Below are 16,060 nucleotides of genomic sequence, written 5' to 3' on the forward strand. Positions count from 1 at the left end.
TCGCCATGACCCTCCAGACCCCCTGCCAACCCCACCGCTTCTCCGAGCGGGATCTGATGGGACGGGCTGCCAGCCGCGTGAATGACTACAGAGCCCTCCAGGCGGCTGGGCTGATCTGCAGCAGTGGCGATTTCTTTCCATCGGTGCATTACCCACCGATCACCATGTATTCACCGGTGCAGGAAGAAGAGTTCTTCGCTAGCTACACGCTGCCCGCCGATGGATTGTTTGACATTTATGCCCACATCCCCTTCTGCCGATCCCGCTGCCTGTTCTGCCACTATCCAGTGCAGCTGGGAGAGCGTTCTCCAGAGAAGGATCGCTATCTCGCCGCCCTCGAGAAGGAGATGGATCTGTACATGCGCCGTCTCGGGGTGGATCGCCTCAAGGCCCGTTCGGTGCTTGTGGGGGGTGGCACGCCCACTTACCTGACGATCGAGCAGTTGGGCTGCTTTCTGGACTCTTTTTCGAAACGGGTGGACCTGTCAGGCTGCACGCAGTTCAACTATGACGTGGATCCGGTCACGCTGATCGGCCCCGAGGGCATCGAACGGCTCAAACTGATGCGCGCTTATGGAGTTGATCGCCTCACCATCGGCGTCCAATCCCTGAATCCCGTGGTGCTCAAGCAGATGAACCGCCATCACGGGGTGGCCGAAACACTTGAAGCAATTGATAACAGCAGAAAGCTCGGATTCCAGATCAATATTGAGTTCATCTTTGGCTACCCAGGAGAAACTCTAGAGAACTGGATGGAGGTGATCAATCTTGCCGTCTCGCTGGATGTACAGGAGATTCAGCTCTATCGGCTTAAGGTGGAAGCCTACGGCGACTACCAGGGACCGATTAAGAACATCCAGCATCAGCATCCCGAGCGGATGCCGACGTTGGAGGAGACGATCATGATGAAGCAGCTGGCGATCGATCTGCTCAACCAGAACGGCTTCCACGAGAATCTTAGGCGGGTCTTCTCCAGGGATCGTGACCACTACTCCCATTACGCCGACAACCAGTGCTGCGGCCTGCTCGATCAGCTGGGTTTCGGCCTGACCGCCTTCAGCAGCCTGCGCGATCGCTTCGCCCTCAACACCCAGGACTTCGACGCCTACTACGACCTGATCGAGAACGGCCGGCTGCCGCTGAACCGGGGGATCATCCGCAGTGAGGAAGAGCAGGCCCGCTGGGCCGTCGTGCTGCCCCTGAAGAACCGCTGCGTCTGGAAGAGCCACTTCGAGGCCGTGACGGGGGGACGACAGCTGAGTGAGACCTTCGGCGCAAAGCTGCAGCGGCTCGAGCACCACGGACTGCTCCGGGATGAGGGCGACAAGGTGGTGCTAACGCCGCTCGGCGCCTTCGTGGCCGATGAGGTGGTGCAGCAGTTCCACGGCCAGGCCTACATGCCCTATCCGGCGGAGGCCTATGCCCCGGGCCCCCTGCATCCCTACGACCACTGCCGCACCAGTCCCGAACCTGCCCTGATCGCCCGCTGATCGTCGCCGCCTCAACCCTTGACGGCGTCGCCGCTGGCGCTGGGCAGGATGTAGCGCTGCAGCAGCACGAACAGCAGCAGCACCGGCAGGATCGAGACCACCGAGCCGGCCGCCACCAGGCGCCAGTCGAGGGAGAAGCTGCTGGCCAGCTGCTGCAGTCCCAGGGGCAGGGTGTAGAGGGTGGGGTCGTCGAGAATGATCAGGGGCCAGAGGAAGTCACTCCAGGTGCCGATGAACACGAACATCGCCAGGGTGATCAGGTCGGCCCGGGCGGCCGGCAGCATCACGTTCCACCACTCGCCGATGGGGGTGCAGCCATCGATGCGGGCCGCCTCCTCCAGTTCCACCGGCACCGCCAGGAAGCTCTGGCGCAGCAGGAAGATGCCGAAGGCCGTGGCCGCCTGGGGCACGATCAGGGCCCAGAGGGTGTTGCGCAGCCCGATCTGCACCATCAGCAGGTAGAGCGGGATCATCACCACCTGGAAGGGGATCAGGATCGTGGCCACCACCAGGGCCAGCACCAGCCCGCGGCCCCGGAAGCGCATCCGCGCCAGGGGGTAGGCCGCCAGGGAGCAGAACAGCAGGTTGGCGAGCACCGCCAGGGCGCTGACGATCGTGCTGTTGAGCAGGTAGGTGCCCATCGGGTTGGCGGCGAACAGCCGCCCGTAGGCCTCCAGGCTGGGCTGGCTGGGCAGCAGGGCCGGAGGGCTGGTGAAGATGTCCTCCGCCGGCCCCTTCAGGGAGGTGCTCACCAGCCACAGCAGGGGCAGCAGCAGCAGCACGGCCACCAGCAGCAGCAGGGCGAGCTGCAGTCCGGTGGCCAGCGGGGAGCGGTTGGGGGCGTTCACAGACGCGGCAGTTCCGCCACCGGAAGGGGGGTCTTCTGGGGGTGGAGCGGGGCGCGCTGGCTGCCGGAGACCAGCCGGTTGAGGGCGTTGACGAAGGCATGGGCCGCCGCCACGACGATGTCGGTGTCGGCCGCATGGCCCGAATAGAGCACCCCCTGATGGCGGAGGCGGATGGTCACCTCACCCATGGCGTCGATGCCTTCGGTGACGGACTTGATGCTGAACTCCACCAGCTCGTTCGGCACCTGGGCCAGGTGGTTGAGGGCCTGGCAGACCGCATCCACCGGGCCGGTGCCGATCGCCGCCTCGGTCAGGTCGATGCCGTCGCCGTCCCGCAGGGTGACGGTGGCGGTGGGCTGCAGGTTGGTGCCGCAGCTCACCTGCACCGACTGCAGGGCGTAGCGGGGCTGGTCCTGCTGCTGCACCTGCTCGCTGACGATCGCCTCCAGATCCCGGTCGGTGATCTCCCGCTTGCGGTCGGCCAGCTCCTTGAAGCGGGCGAAGGCGTCATCGAGGTCGTGGCGCTCCAGGGTGTAACCGAGCTCCTCGAGCCGGGCCCGGAAGGCGCTGCGGCCCGAGAGCTTGCCGAGGGAGAGGCGGTTGTCGGCCAGGCCGACGGTGCGGGCGTCGATGATCTCGTAGGTGAGCCGGTTCTTGAGCACCCCGTCCTGGTGGATGCCGGACTCATGGGCGAAGGCGTTGGCGCCCACGATCGCCTTGTTGGGCTGCACCGCCATGCCGGTGAGGTTGGAGACCAGCCGGGACGTCTTGGTGATCTCCTCGGTGCGCACGTTGGTGAGGGGATCGCGCTGCTCGGGGGGCCGGCCCAGGAAGGGGTTGAAGTAGCTGCGGCGCACGTGCAGCGCCATCACCAGCTCCTCGAGGGAGGCGTTGCCGGCCCGTTCACCGATGCCGTTGATGGTGCACTCCAGCTGGCGGGCGCCGTTCTTGACCGCTTCGAGGAAGTTGGCGACGGCCAGACCGAGATCGTTGTGCCCATGGACCGAGATCACCGCCCGGTCGATGTTGGGCACCGCACGGTTGATGCCGGCGATGATCGCGCCGAATTCGGCCGGGGTGGTGTAACCCACCGTGTCGGGAATGTTGATGGTGGTGGCGCCGGCGTTGATCGCCGCCTCGATCACCTGATGCATGAATTCGGGGTCGCTGCGGCCGGCGTCCTCGCAGGAGAACTCCACGTCGTCGACCAGGGAGCGGGCGTAGGCCACCATCTCGGCGGTGATGGCGAGCACCTCGGCGCGGGTCTTGCGCAGCTTGTGCTCGAGGTGGATGTCGCTGGTGGCGATGAAGGTGTGGATGCGCCGGCGGGCGGCGGGGGCCACGGCCTCGGCGCAGGCCTTGATGTCGCCGGCCGCCGCCCGCGCCAGGCCGCAGATCACGGGCCCATCCGGGGTGCCCACGCTGGCGGCGATGCGCTGGACGGCGTGGAAATCGCCGCTGCTGGCGAAGGGGAAGCCGGCCTCGATGATGTCGACCCCCAGGCGGGCCAGCTGCTGGGCGATCGCGAGCTTCTCCTCCAGGTTGAGGCTGGCGCCGGGGGACTGCTCCCCGTCGCGGAGGGTGGTATCGAAGATCAATACCCGGCCGGGATCGCGGGCCATGGGGTTAGGCGGAACAACTATGAGTTAGAGCCACTCTAGGGGCCGGCAGTCCCGGCTCCGGGAGGGAACGTCTGGGAGCGGAACGTCTGGGAGCGGAACGTAGAGTGGCCGCACAGAGGGTTTCCCCATGGCCGCAGGCGATCTGGCCCTGGTGTTGCATGCCCACCTCCCTTACGTGCGCACCGGTGAGCCCGGTTCGCTGGAGGAGGACTGGTACTTCCAGGCCCTCCAGGAATGCTATCTGCCGCTGCTGGAGGTGCTGGAGCGGGCGGCCGCCGATCCCCAGCAGCGGCCCAGGCTCACCCTCGGCCTCTCCCCCACCCTGCTGTCGCTGCTGAGCGACAGGGCCCTCAACGGCCGCTTCCCGGCCTGGCTGGCCCTGCGCCGCACCCTGCTCGAGGGGGCCGCCCCCGAGCTGGAGGGTCCGGCCGGCGCGCTGCGGCTCACCCTGACGGCCATCGAGGCCCAGTGGCGGGAGCTGGAGGGGGATCTGCTGCCCCGCTTCCGGCGGCTGCAGGAGCAGGGGATCCTGGATCTGATCACCTGCGGCGCCACCCACGGTTACCTGCCCCTGCTGCGCGATTCCCCCGAGGCGGTGCGGGCCCAGCTGCTCACCGCCGTGCGGGAGCACCAGCGGCTGCTCGGTGTGCGGCCCCTGGGCATCTGGCTGCCGGAGTGCGCCTACTACGAGGACCTCGACCGGCTGCTGGCCGAATGCGGCCTGCGCTATTCCCTGCTCGACGGCCACGGCCTGCTCCACGGTCTGCCGCGGCCGCGCTACGGGGTCTATGCCCCGATCTGCTCCCCGGCGGGGGTGGCCTTCTTCGCCCGCGACAGCGAATCCACCCTTCCCGTGTGGAGCGCCAGCCAGGGCTACCCGGGCGACGGGGCCTACCGGGAGTTCCACCGCGACCTGGGCTGGGACCTGCCCGAAGCGGACCTGGAGGCCCAGGGCATCCACGACCGCCGCCCCCTCGGACTCAAGCTGCACCGCGTCACCGCCCAGGGCTGCCCCCTGGACGCCAAGGCGCCCTACGACCCGGCGCGGGCGGGAGAGCGGCTGAAGGAGCACGCCGAGGCCTTCCTGCGGGGCCGCGCCGCCCAGATGGAGCAGCTGGCCGCGACGATCGAGCCGCCGCCGCTGCTGGTGGCCCCCTTCGATGCTGAGCTGTTCGGCCACTGGTGGTTCGAGGGGCCCCGGTTCCTGGCCGAACTGTTCCGCCAGGGCCCGGCCCTGGACGTGCGCTTCACCCACCTGCGCGATGTGCTCAGCGAGGGGCGGTCCCTGCAGGTCTGCCGGCCGGCCCCCTCCAGCTGGGGCCAGGGGGGCTACCACGACTACTGGCTCAACGACACCAATGCCTGGGTGGTGGCGGAGTGGCAGCGCGCCTCCCGCGCCATGGTGCAGCGGGTGAACCGGGGCGTGGGCAGCACCGCCCAGCGCGCCCTGCTCACCCAGGCGGGGCGCGAACTGCTGCTGGCCCAGAGCTCCGACTGGAGCTTCATCCTGCGGGCCGGCACCACCACCGGCCTGGCGCGGGAGCGGATCCGCCGCCACCTCGACCGCTTCTGGCGGCTGATCGATGCCCTCGAGCACGGCACCGACCTGCCCCGGGAGTGGCTGCTGGGGGTGGAGCGGGAGGACGGGCTGTTCCCGCAGCTCAACGCCGCCGACTGGGCGAGCCGGGGCTAGGGCCTCACGCACTCCCCGTCAGAGAATCTGATCCAGGAAACGGCGGGTGCGCTCGTGGCTGGGGTTGGTGAAGAACACCTCCGGCTCGGCCTCCTCCACCACCTCGCCGTCGGCCATCAGCACCACCCGGTGGGCCACGTGGCGGGCGAACTTCACCTCATGGGTCACCACCACCATGGTGATGTCGTCGGCGGCGAGGTCCTGCATCACCTCCAGCACCTCCCGCACCATCTCCGGGTCGAGGGCGCTGGTGGGTTCATCGAACAGGAGGATGCGGGGCTCCATGCAGAGGGCCCGGGCGATCGCCACCCGTTGCTGCTGACCCCCCGAGAGCTGGCCCGGGTACTTGCCCGCCTGTTCGGCGATGCCCACCCGCTCCAGCAGGGCCCAGGCCTGCTGCTCCACCTCGGCCTTGGGGCGCTTGCGGACGAGCACCGGGGCCAGGGTGAGGTTGTCGAGCACCGAGAGGTGGGGGAAGAGGTTGAACTGCTGGAACACCATCCCCACCTCCCGGCGCACGGCGTCGATGTTGCGCAGGTCGTTGGAGAGGGCGATGCCGTCGACGGTGATGCTGCCCTTCTGGAAATCCTCCAGGGCATTGAAGGTGCGGATGAAGGTGCTCTTGCCCGAGCCCGAGGGGCCCATGATCACCACCACCTCGCCGCGCCGCACGGTCAGGCTGGCCCCGCGCAACGCCTGGAATCCGTTCGGATACCACTTCTCGACGGCCCGCGCCTCGATCATCAGTTCGCTGCTGGGTTGGCTCATGGGGCGGGGCGTGGGAGCGGAGCGGGCGAGGAGGGAAAGGGGAACGCGAATCAGGTGGCGGAGGGCACGGCGTGGGGATCAAGCCGGCGCTCCAGGGCCCGGCTGCCCAGTCCGAGGGCGGCACAGCAGCCCCAGAACAGCACGGCCAGGGTGAGATACACCTCACCGTTGCGGCCCAGGAAAGCCGGGTTGGCCATCACGGTGCGGGCCGTGCCGAGCAGTTCCAGCAGTCCGATCAGCGACAGCAGGGTGGTGTCCTGGAGGAGCGAGATGAACTGGCCCACCATCGCCGGCAGGGCCACCCGCAGGGCCTGGGGCAGCACCACGTGCTGCAGGGCCTTCGGATAGGAGAGGCCGAGGGAGCGGGCGGCCTCCAACTGGCCCCGGGGCACGGCCGCCAGACCGGAGCGCACCGCCTCCGCCAGGTAGGCGGCGGCGAAGAACGTGAGCACCCAGGCCGCCCGCCAGACCCGATCCGGTGCCAGGCCGCCGGGCAGCAGGAAACCGAGGATGTTCTGGCCCAGGAACAGCAGGGTGATCAACGGCGCGCCGCGGATGAACTCGATGTAGAGCACCGAACCCCAGCGCAACAGGGGCAGGTCGCTGCGGCGACCGAGGGCGAGCAGCACACCGATCGGGAAACACAGCAGGATCGCGAAGCTCGAGGCCAGCAGGGTGAGCGTCAGCCCGCCCCACTCCGACGGGGAGACGGTCACCAGTCCCAGCCCGCCGCTGATCAGCACCATGCCCACCAGGTAGATCACCGGCCACACCAGGGCGGCCAGCCGGCGGCCGACGGGCGACAGCCGGGTCCCGAAGCGGCCGGCGAGCCAGCGGCAGAGGCCCAGCAGCAGGATGAGCCCCCACCAGCGGGCCTGGATGGCGAGGGTCAGGCCAAGGGCCGCGGGCACGGCCAGGGCGATCAGGGCGAGCAGCAGCAAGGCCAGCCGGTCGTTGCGCGGCCACAGCACCCCGGTGCGGTCCGGCCGGGGGTGGGCGCGCAGCAGGCCCCAGGTGGCGCCGCTGGCTGCCACCAGCAGGGCGGTTAGCAGCCAGAGGCGCCACTGCTGCTCCAGCGGGTAGCGCCCCACGGCGAACAGGGTGCTGTTCACCCTCACCACCGCCCACTGGGCCTGGGTGAGGGCCCAGCGCAGGAAGCCGAAGGCCCCCAGGCTGAGCAGGGTGATCAGGGCCACGCTCAGCGCCGCATCGGCGGGGGTGGCGAACAGTTCGGAGCGCAGGCGGCGCAGCGGGGCGTTCATCTCAGCGCTCCCGGATCTGGACCAGGTGGTTGAGACCGTTCATCAGGGCCGAGATCAGCAGATCAAGGGTGAGGTAGGCCGCCAGGAGTACCAGGATCACCTCCACGGCTCGGCCGGTCTGGTTGAGGGTGGTTTCGGCCACGGAATAGAGGTCGGTGTAGCCCACCGCCACCGCCAGGGAGGAGTTCTTGGCCAGGGAGATGTACTGGGTGTTGAGCCCCGGCACGATCACCCGCAGGGACTGGGGCAGGACGATGCGGCGCAGGGTGGCGAACCAGCTCAGCCCCAGGGAGGAGGCCGCCTCCCACTGTCCCTTGGGAACGGCAGCGATGCCGCCCCGCACCACCTCGGCGATGAAGGCCCCCGAGTAGACGATCAGGCCGGTGAGCAGGGCGCCGAACTCGACGCTCAGGCGCACCGGCGCCTGCCAGACGCCGTTGACGAGGGTGGGTCCCATCCAGCGCAGCCCCTCGCCCAGCCCGGCGATGTAGAGGCCCGATTTGGCCAGCACCACCCCAGGCAGCTGGATCGCCGCCACGCCGTTCGGCAGGGTGAGGAACACCACGAAATACCAGAACACCAGCTGCAGCAGCAGGGGGATGTTGCGCACCACCTCCACGTACACCCGCGCCAGGCGTCGCAGCAGGCCGTTATGGCTGAAGGAAGCCATCCCCACCATGGTGCCCAGCAGGGTGGCTCCCACCAGACCCACCAGCACCGCCCGGATCGTGTTCACCAGCCCGGCCGCCAGGGCGCGCCAGTAGGGCAGCTGGGCATTGAAGGGAATCACCGATTCCGAGATGTCGAAGCCGGCGGGCTGCTGCAGCCAGCGCCAGCTCAGCAGCAGCCCGGCGGCGGTGAGGTTGCGGACCAGATTGCCCAGCAGGAAGGCCATCAGCAGCAGCACCAGCAGGCCCACCACGGCCTGAACCAGCCAGGGAACGACGCGGCGGTCACGCCACCAGGGCGGCAGCGGCGCCATCAACGGAAGGGCGGCGAGTAGATCAGGCCGCCGTCCTTCCACTGGCGGTTGAGCCCGCGGTCGAGCTTGAGGGCGGAGGCGGGCCCGACGTTGCGATCGAAGATCTCGCCGTAGTTGCCCACGGCCTTCACCGCCTTGACGACGAAGTCGGGAGGCAGGCCCAGCTGCTTGCCGAAGTCACCCTCCACCCCCAGGAAGCGGCGCAGGTCGGCCTGGTTGGTGTTGGCCTTGGCCTCGGCCAGCTTGGCGTCCACATTCGCCTGGGTGATGCCGCTCTCCTCGGCCTGCATCAGGCCGAACACGATCCAGCGCACCGCATCGGCCCAGGCGGGGTCGCCGTTGACGGTGGCGGGGGAGAGGGGCTCCTTGCTCATCACCACCGGCAGCAGGGTGTGATCGTCCGGTTTGGGGAAGCTGGTGCGCTTGCCCGCCAGCTGGGAGCGGTCGCTGGTGACGGCCACGCAGCGATCACCCAGGTAGGCGGCGAAGGTCTGGTCGCTGGTCTGGAACTTCAGGGGGGTGTAGGGGATGTTCTGCTCCCGCATCCGGTCGGCCAGGTTGAGCTCGGTGGTGGTGCCGCTCTCGACGCAGATCGGCTTGCCGGCCAGGCCCTTGAGGTCCTTGATGCCGCTGGCCACCGGCACCAGCACCCCCTGGCCGTCATAGAAGGTGGTGGGGGCGAAGCTGAGGCCATTGCCGCCGGCCGCGTCACGGCTCAGGGTCATGGTGGTGTTGCGCGACAGCAGGTCCACCTCGCCGCTGGCCAGGGCGGCGAAGCGCTCGCTGGAGTTCAGGTCGCGGTACTCCACCTTCTCGGGATCCCCCAGCACGGCGGCGGCCACCGCCTTGCAGACGTCCACATCCAGGCCCAGGTACTTGCCGTCGGGGCCCACGAAGCTGAAGCCGGGCAGCTTGCCCTCCACCCCGCAGATCAGCTTGCCCCGCCCCGTGATCGTGGAGAGCTTCTGGCTCTGCACGCCGCCGTCTTCCCCGGCGCAACCGGCGAGCAGGCCGGCTGCCAGCAGGGAGGCCCCAAGGGTGCGGGTCCGGTTCCAGAACATGCTTGCTTTCTTAAGGTGGCCGCATTGTTGCAGGTGCGGGCCGGTGCAGGTAGGCCCTGCGGAACCTCCTCAGCGGAAGGGGGGCGCGATGTGCAGCCCGCCGCTGCTCCAGAGGCGGTTGAGGCCGCGCTCCAGGCCGAGGGGGGTGGCGCGGCCCAGGTGGCGCTCGAACAGCTCGCCGTAGTGGCCCACGGCCTTCACGACCCGCACCGTGAAGTCGGCAGGCAGGCCCAGCTGGCGCCCGAAATCCCCCTCGATCCCCAGAAAGCGGCGCGCTTCGGCCTGGCTGGGGTCCCGCCGGGCCGCGGCGAGCCGGGCCTCGACGTTGGCCTGGGTGAGGCCGCTCTCCTCCGCCTGGACCAGGGTGTGGGTGACCCAGCGCACCGCATCGGCCCAGGCCGGATCCGCCTGGATCGTCACCTTGGCGCTGGGTTCCTTGCTGAGCAGCTCGGGGAGCAGCACGTGGGCCGCCGGCTCCTTGAAGCCGCTGCGCTTCGCCGCCAGCAGGGAGCTGTCGCTGGTGATGGCGGCGCAGCGGCCCTGCTCATAGGCCGGGTAGGCCTGCTCGCCCGACTGGAAGCGCAGCGGCTGGTAGGCGACCCCCATCTCCCGCATGCGATCGGCCAGATTGAGCTCGGTGTTGGTGCCGCTCTCGACGCAGATCGGCTTGCCGGCCAGCTGCCGCAGGCTGCGGACGCCGCTGGCCTTGGGCACCATCACCCCCTGGCCGTCATAGAAGAAGACAGGCCCGAAGCTGAGGGCGTTGCCGCCCACGGCGTCGCGGCTGAGGGTGTGGGTGGAGCTGATCGAGATCAGGTCCACCTCGCCGCTGCTGAGGGCCACGAAGCGCTCGCCGGCCGTCACCGGCCGGAAATCCACTTTGCGGGGATCCCCGAGCACCGCCGCGGCCACCGCCCGGCAGAAGTCGGCGTCGATGCCGACGAAGGCTCCGCCGGGGCCCACGGTGCTGAACCCCGGCACCGCGCCGTCGACGGCGCAGACCAGCCGTCCCCGTTCGCGGATCTTGGCCATGGTCGGGCTGCCGGGCGCCTCATTGCCCGCGGCGCAGCCCAGCAGGCCGGCGACCAGGCCGCCGAGGATCGCCAGCAGCAGCAGCCCAGCTTTGGTCATCCGGGCAGGATCACCCGGTCGATCACGTGCACGATGCCGTTGTCGCAGACGATATCGGCGGAGACGACGGTGGCGTTCTTGACCTCGAAGGGCTCCGCCCGGCGGATCGCCACCGGCGCCCCCTCCAGGCTCTCCCACTCCGGCCGCTCCACCAGGGTGCTGCGGGGATGGGCGCCACTCAGAACATGGAACTTGAGGATGCGGGCCAGCTGCGGCGGGTTGTCCACCAGCGTCTGTACGCAGCCCGGCGGCAGGGCGGCGAAGGCATCGTCGACGGGGGCGAAGACGGTGAAGGGCCCGGGGCTCTCCAGGGCGGCGGTGAGACCGGCCACCTCGACGGCGGTGAGCAGGGTGCCGAAGAGCCCGGCTCCCTTGGCGGTTTCGATGATGTTGGCCATGGGAGTCTCCTAGCGGTAATCCTGGGTCTGGATCTGGGGCAGGCGCGCCTCGGGCCGCAGGAAGCGGTCCATCTGGGCCTCGAAGAAGCGCCGGTTGGCCATCAGGTGCTCCGGGTCGGTGTCATCGAGGGGATAGAGCAGGGCGCACCGCAGCGCCTGGATCACCGCCGAGGTGACGTTGTACATGGAGCGCTGGAAGGTGATGCCGAGCTGGTTGAGGATGTCGCCCTCGCCCCGTTTGTGCTTCGCGTAGAGCTCGGTGAGATAGGGCGGCAGGAAATGGAGCATGTCCTGCATCAGCAGGGTGGGCGGAATGCCTGCGGAACCCACTGGGAAGACATCGGCATAGAGGATGCCGTAGTGGAAGTCGGCTTGCACCGCCGGCACCTGGCCGGCCTGGGCGTTGTAGCTCTTGGTGCCACGGAAGGGCGCCGTGCGGTAGAAGACGGCCTCCACATAGGGAAGGGCCGCCTCGTACAGCCAGGTGAAGCCTTCCGATTTGGGAATGATCTCGAAGCATTCCCCGCCGATGAACACATGGTGGTAGATCGGTCGGCCGGCCACGGCGAAGATGCCGTTCACCAGGAAGTCCATGGCGTCGGGCACGCCCTTGAAGCCGCCTTCGTCGTAGATGTCGCTCATCTCGAAGAACACCGGTGCCATCACCTCCCAGAACAGGCCGAGGTTGGCGTAGTAGCTCATCTTGCGCACCTGCTCAAGGAACATCTCCGGGAACAGGGCGTAGAGCCCCAGCATCAGGGGGTTGCCCCTGAAGTAGGCCTTGATCGCCTTGTCGGCATTGGCTTTGTAGGCGTCGCATTCCAGGTAGTCGTAGAAGCGGCCGCCCATGCCCTGGTGCCAGAACATGGCCTCCATGCAGGCCTCGGCGAACTCCATGTTGATCCGGTCGTGCCAGAGGTGATGGAGCAGCTTCGGCATGCGGGTGGTTTCCCCCTTGGCCATGAACTCCAGCAGTTCCGGGTGGGCCTTCTCACCGCCGCGCCAGATGCGCAGCTTCGACTGCTCACCCGCGTAGGCGTTGGGCCGATCGAGGTACTCCTGGGTGGGGAAGTACTTGAAGGCCGGCAGGGGATCGAGGAACACCTGTTCGGCGATGTAGAGCAGGTCGCGCCAGTAGAAGTCCATCGGCACGGCATAGGCCTTGTAGATGCCGATGATCTGCATCAGGTTCTCGGGCGTGTCCGGCAGCATCGAACCGCCCGCCTCGAGCCGGTGGATCACCTCCGCGTAGCGATGGGTGGAGGGGGGGATCAGGGGCTGACGCTGGGTCTCTGGAGCGGTGGCGGTGGGGGGCGTCATGAGGGGAGCTGGCGGGGGGACGCGGAGGGGGCGATGGCCACGAGGGCGGAGAAGGGTTCACGGCGCAGGGCCAGGGCCGTGGTGGTGGACTCGCTCCAGCCCACCAGCAGGCCTGGCCAGAGTCCCCCCACCACCACCAGGGCGGCCAGCAGGATGGCCGGGAAGCGTTCGCTCCAGCCCGTGGAGGGGTAGTCGACGCGGTCGTTGTCGAGGCGGCCGAAGCCGACCCTGTTGAACAGCCGCACCGCGTAGACGGCCGTGAACCCCGAAGCGATCAGGCACAGCAGGGTGGGCACCGGGAAGGGGGTCCAGCTGGCCTCGAACATCAGGAACTCCGGCACGAAGCCCGCCAGGCCGGGGATGCCGGCGCTGGCCATCAGGGCCAGCAGGAACAGGCCGAGGGTGAAGGGCAGTCCCCGGTAGGGGTTGAGCAGGCCCGCCAGTTCGGGGATCTGGATCGAGCCGGTCTTGGCTTCGATCAGCCCCACCAGATGGAACAGCAGGGCCGAGATCAGGCCGTGGGCCAGCAGCTGGGCCACCACCCCCTGCAGGCTCAGGGGAGTGGCGGCGGCCAGGGCCACCACCAGCAGGCCCATGTGGCCCAGGGAGCCGTAGGCCACCAGGCGACGGATGTCGCTCTGGACGATGGCGTTGAGGGCGCCGTAGGCGGCGGTGAGGGCCCCCACCCCGGCGATCCACGGCGACCAGAGGATCCATTCCTCCGGCAGGAAGCCGACGGCGAAGCGCAGCAGGCCGTAGCCGCCCAGGATCGAGACCCCGCCGCTGAGCAGCATCGCCACCGGACTGGAGGCCTGGCCGTAGGCCAGCGGCTGCCAGCCGTGCAGGGGCACCACCGGCAGCTTCAGGCCGAAGGACAGCACCAGCAGGGCAAAGATCCAGTGGCTGGAGCCTGCGGGCAGCTGCATGGCGGCCAGGTCGGAGAAGGCGAAGCTGAAGCCGTCACCGTTCAGCCAGCCGAGGGCCAGCACGCCCCCCAGCAGGGTGAGCCCCGAAACGGCGCCGTACATGACGTACTGGATGGCCGCCTGGGCACGACGCGGACCTCCCCAGACGGCCAGCAACAGGGTGGTGGGGATCAGCACCAGCTCATAGGCCAGCAGGAACAGCAGGGCGTTGCGGGCGAGCACCGCACCGGTGAGGCCAAGATCGGTGGCCAGCAGCAGGCTGAGGAACAGCCGTGGCCGGGCCTGGTCGGCGGGGGTGGCCAGAACGGTGACCAGGACGATCAGGGCGATCAGCACCGCCAGCGGCGCCGACAGGCCATCAAGCCCGAGGTCGAGGGAGAGACCGATCCGGGGCAGCCACACCTGGTGCAGCTCGCTGGGGCCCTGGCCCAGCTGGGTGAGGCCGATGACGAACTGGAGCAGGACCGTCGCCAGGCTGACCCGGCGCAGCAGCCCCTGGTGTTCCGGAAGCAGGGGCAGGAGCACGGCCCCGAGGGCCGGCAGCAGCAGTAGCAGAAGGAGGGCCATCAGCGCAGCAGGGAGGAAGGCACGATCGTCAGGAGCCAGGCGGCCATCAGCACCACCCCGATCAGCAGCGTCAGGGCATAGGTCTGGGTGCGCCCCGAGGTGGTGAAGCTGAGGCGGCGGGCGCTCTGGATCGCCGCCTCACCGGTGGCACCCGTGAAGCCATCCACCACCTGACGATCGGTCCAGGAGCTCAGGCGGGCCAGGCCGACCACCAAAGCCACCACGGACCGCTGGTAGAAGCTCTCGGTGTTCATGTCGTGGGCCAGCCAGTGCTGCAGGCCGCCGAGGCCGGAGGGCAGCTGGGCCAGGGGGTGGGGCCGCAGGTAGAACACCGCCGACACCCCTCCCCCGAGCAGGGTGGAGAGCAGCAGCGGCACCGCCTGGGGGCCCCAGCCGAGCAGAGGCGTGGCGGCGAACACCCCGAAGCGGGCCAGCAGGATCGGCAGGTGCAGCACCACCCCCATCAGCACAAGGGTGGGCAGGACCATCAGCCAGAGCACCTCGGCGGAGCGGGCCGTGAACGCACTGGGGCGCCCGCCCCAGATCAGGCCGAACACCCGCACCAGGCCGGCGGCGATCAGGACATTGGTGAGCAGCACGAACCCCCCCAGCAGGGCCGGCTGGGCACTGGAGGTGCACAGCTCGAGCAGCTCACGGATGGCGGCGAAGCCACCGAAGGGGGGCAGGGCCATCAGGCCGCCGGCGCCGGTGAGAAAGGCCAGCCCCACCAGCGGGCGGCGGCTCCACAGTCCACCGAGCTGGGTGAGGTCCTGGGTGACGTTGCTGACGATCACCGTGCCGACCGCCATCAGCACCAGAGCCATCGGCAGCGGGTAGACCAGCAGCAGGTGGCCGGCCACCCCGGGATCGCCCAGGCCCACGGCAAGAAACAGCAGCCCCATCCAGCTGCTGGCCAGGAAGGACAGGGCCCGCTTGATGTCGATCTGGGCCAGGGCGATCAGCGCCCCCACCAGGGCGGTGGTGCCGCCCACCACCACCAGCACCGTGGTCACCAGGGGGCTGAGGGCGAGCATGGGCTGGAGCCGCAGCAGCACCCAGGCGCCGCCGGCCACCACCACCGAGTTGCGCAGCACCGTGGAGGGAAGGGGCCCCTCCATCGCCTCGTCGAGCCAGAGGTGCAGGGGAATCTGGGCGCATTTTCCCATGGGCCCTGCCACCAGTGCCAGAAGGATCAGCTGCTGGCTCAGGGGCAGGCTGCCCGGGACCTGGGCGGCTGCCCAGGCGGCCAGGGAGCCGAAGTTCCAGGTGCCGGTGACCGGCAGGATCGCCACCAACCCGGCCAGGAGGATGAGGTCACCGATGCGCTTGGTGAGGAAGGCGTCCCGCGCCCCCTTCACCACCAGCGACTGGTTGTACCAGGTGCCGACGATGAGATAGGTGCCAAGCGTGAGAAGCTCGAGGATCACATAGCTGAAAAACAGCGAATCGGTGAGCAGCAGGGCACACAGACCGGCCTCGAAGAAGCTCAGGGATCCGAAGAAGCGGGGCCAGCCCCAGTCCATCTCCAGATAACCGATGGCGAAGATCTGGGCGAGCACGTGCACCCCGGTGACGAGCAGGGTGGCGACCAGGGCCGGTTGGGTGATCGAGCCGTCGAAGCCGATCGAAAGGCCGGCGGTGTGCAGCCAGGTCCAGCCGAACTGCAGGGGCAGGGCCTCGGGATGGGCATTCGCCGCCAGCAGGGCCAGCAGGCTGTGGGCGAAGGCCACGCTGACCATGGTCAGGTTGAGATAGCCGCAGGGTCTAGGTCCCGTCTTCCAGATGAATCCGGGCGACCAGGCCAGGGACGCCAGGGCCGCCACCAAGGGGTAAAGGGGGACCAGCCAGGCCGTCTGGGCGAAGAACAGGGTCATGGCGGGAGAACGGTCGGGACCGGAAATGGCCCGCGTGGTGGCGAACACTAAGATCCCCGGCGCTCGGCGGTGGCCCCTCCAGGAAGGAAAGCCCTATGGGTTCTCCAAGCGCTCGTTA

The 16,060-nt window shown here is 68.9% G+C and carries 13 protein-coding genes; 2 read left to right on the forward strand and 11 right to left on the reverse strand.

Annotated elements, in window-relative coordinates:
- Nucleotides 1-5: 5 nt before the first annotated feature.
- Entirely contained in the window at nucleotides 6-1,490 is a 1,485-nt protein-coding gene (locus VB738_RS03575; protein WP_323304445.1) for a coproporphyrinogen-III oxidase family protein, read from the forward strand.
- Nucleotides 1,491-1,501: 11 nt separating this feature from the next.
- Here the strand turns inward: VB738_RS03575 and VB738_RS03580 are convergent, their stop codons facing one another.
- Both VB738_RS03580 and VB738_RS03585 read right to left on the reverse strand, forming a co-directional pair.
- A complete protein-coding gene (locus VB738_RS03580; protein ID WP_106219807.1) occupies nucleotides 1,502-2,338 on the reverse strand; it encodes a carbohydrate ABC transporter permease in 837 nt (278 codons plus the stop codon).
- Nucleotides 2,335-3,960 carry a 2-isopropylmalate synthase gene (locus tag VB738_RS03585; RefSeq protein ID WP_323304446.1) on the reverse strand — a complete coding sequence of 542 codons (1,626 nt, stop codon included), beginning with the start codon at nucleotides 3,958-3,960 and terminating at the stop codon, nucleotides 2,335-2,337. The genes VB738_RS03580 and VB738_RS03585 overlap by 4 nt, the downstream gene beginning before the upstream one ends.
- Nucleotides 3,961-4,087: 127 nt before the next feature.
- Here VB738_RS03585 and VB738_RS03590 point away from each other — a divergent pair, with 127 nt between their 5' ends.
- Complete coding sequence (locus VB738_RS03590; protein WP_323304447.1) at nucleotides 4,088-5,653, forward strand: glycoside hydrolase family 57 protein; 1,566 nt, start codon at nucleotides 4,088-4,090, stop codon at nucleotides 5,651-5,653.
- Between the two features lie 18 nt (nucleotides 5,654-5,671).
- Here VB738_RS03590 and VB738_RS03595 read toward each other — a convergent pair whose 3' ends face one another.
- The 9 genes from VB738_RS03595 to VB738_RS03635 all read right to left on the reverse strand — a co-directional run bounded on the left by VB738_RS03595 (nucleotide 5,672) and on the right by VB738_RS03635 (nucleotide 15,942).
- Complete coding sequence (locus VB738_RS03595; protein ID WP_323304448.1) at nucleotides 5,672-6,421, reverse strand: amino acid ABC transporter ATP-binding protein; 750 nt, start codon at nucleotides 6,419-6,421, stop codon at nucleotides 5,672-5,674.
- A 50-nt stretch (nucleotides 6,422-6,471) separates the two neighbouring features.
- Nucleotides 6,472-7,683 (reverse strand): amino acid ABC transporter permease, encoded by a 1,212-nt coding sequence (locus VB738_RS03600; protein WP_323304449.1) that lies wholly within the window; start codon nucleotides 7,681-7,683, stop codon nucleotides 6,472-6,474.
- A 1-nt stretch (nucleotide 7,684) separates the two neighbouring features.
- The gene (locus VB738_RS03605; protein ID WP_323304450.1) at nucleotides 7,685-8,665 is read right to left on the reverse strand and encodes an ABC transporter permease subunit; all 981 of its coding nucleotides are present in this window, start codon (nucleotides 8,663-8,665) and stop codon (nucleotides 7,685-7,687) included.
- A complete protein-coding gene (locus tag VB738_RS03610) occupies nucleotides 8,665-9,726 on the reverse strand; it encodes an amino acid ABC transporter substrate-binding protein (RefSeq protein ID WP_323304451.1) in 1,062 nt (353 codons plus the stop codon). Before VB738_RS03610 ends, VB738_RS03605 begins: the two co-directional genes overlap by 1 nt.
- 69 nt (nucleotides 9,727-9,795) lie before the next feature.
- The gene (locus VB738_RS03615) at nucleotides 9,796-10,857 is read right to left on the reverse strand and encodes an amino acid ABC transporter substrate-binding protein (protein WP_323304452.1); all 1,062 of its coding nucleotides are present in this window, start codon (nucleotides 10,855-10,857) and stop codon (nucleotides 9,796-9,798) included.
- Nucleotides 10,854-11,255, reverse strand: a complete 402-nt coding sequence (locus VB738_RS03620; RefSeq protein WP_323304453.1) for a fasciclin domain-containing protein — start codon at nucleotides 11,253-11,255, stop codon at nucleotides 10,854-10,856. Before VB738_RS03620 ends, VB738_RS03615 begins: the two co-directional genes overlap by 4 nt.
- Before the next feature lie 9 nt (nucleotides 11,256-11,264).
- A complete protein-coding gene (locus tag VB738_RS03625) occupies nucleotides 11,265-12,575 on the reverse strand; it encodes a CO2 hydration protein (RefSeq protein WP_323304454.1) in 1,311 nt (436 codons plus the stop codon).
- Complete coding sequence (locus VB738_RS03630) at nucleotides 12,572-14,068, reverse strand: NADH-quinone oxidoreductase subunit M (RefSeq protein WP_323304455.1); 1,497 nt, start codon at nucleotides 14,066-14,068, stop codon at nucleotides 12,572-12,574. Before VB738_RS03630 ends, VB738_RS03625 begins: the two co-directional genes overlap by 4 nt.
- A complete protein-coding gene (locus VB738_RS03635) occupies nucleotides 14,068-15,942 on the reverse strand; it encodes an NAD(P)H-quinone oxidoreductase subunit F (RefSeq protein WP_323304894.1) in 1,875 nt (624 codons plus the stop codon). The genes VB738_RS03630 and VB738_RS03635 overlap by 1 nt, the downstream gene beginning before the upstream one ends.
- Between the last annotated feature and the right edge of the window lie 118 nt (nucleotides 15,943-16,060).

This window comes from Cyanobium gracile UHCC 0139, assembly GCF_034931325.1.
Classification (GTDB): Bacteria; Cyanobacteriota; Cyanobacteriia; order PCC-6307; family Cyanobiaceae; genus Cyanobium; species Cyanobium gracile_B.

Excerpts from the sequence above, each read along its gene's own strand:
- VB738_RS03575 (WP_323304445.1), top strand. The coding sequence starts at position 6 with ATGACCCTCCAGACCCCCTGCCAACCCCACCGCTTCTCCGAGCGGGAT.
- VB738_RS03585 (WP_323304446.1), bottom strand. The coding sequence starts at position 3,960 with ATGGCCCGCGATCCCGGCCGGGTATTGATCTTCGATACCACCCTCCGC.
- VB738_RS03590 (WP_323304447.1), top strand. The coding sequence starts at position 4,088 with ATGGCCGCAGGCGATCTGGCCCTGGTGTTGCATGCCCACCTCCCTTAC.
- VB738_RS03595 (WP_323304448.1), bottom strand. The coding sequence starts at position 6,421 with ATGAGCCAACCCAGCAGCGAACTGATGATCGAGGCGCGGGCCGTCGAG.
- VB738_RS03600 (WP_323304449.1), bottom strand. The coding sequence starts at position 7,683 with ATGAACGCCCCGCTGCGCCGCCTGCGCTCCGAACTGTTCGCCACCCCC.
- VB738_RS03605 (WP_323304450.1), bottom strand. The coding sequence starts at position 8,665 with ATGGCGCCGCTGCCGCCCTGGTGGCGTGACCGCCGCGTCGTTCCCTGG.
- VB738_RS03610 (WP_323304451.1), bottom strand. The coding sequence starts at position 9,726 with ATGTTCTGGAACCGGACCCGCACCCTTGGGGCCTCCCTGCTGGCAGCC.
- VB738_RS03615 (WP_323304452.1), bottom strand. The coding sequence starts at position 10,857 with ATGACCAAAGCTGGGCTGCTGCTGCTGGCGATCCTCGGCGGCCTGGTC.
- VB738_RS03620 (WP_323304453.1), bottom strand. The coding sequence starts at position 11,255 with ATGGCCAACATCATCGAAACCGCCAAGGGAGCCGGGCTCTTCGGCACC.
- VB738_RS03625 (WP_323304454.1), bottom strand. The coding sequence starts at position 12,575 with ATGACGCCCCCCACCGCCACCGCTCCAGAGACCCAGCGTCAGCCCCTG.
- VB738_RS03630 (WP_323304455.1), bottom strand. The coding sequence starts at position 14,068 with ATGGCCCTCCTTCTGCTACTGCTGCTGCCGGCCCTCGGGGCCGTGCTC.
- VB738_RS03635 (WP_323304894.1), bottom strand. The coding sequence starts at position 15,942 with ATGACCCTGTTCTTCGCCCAGACGGCCTGGCTGGTCCCCCTTTACCCC.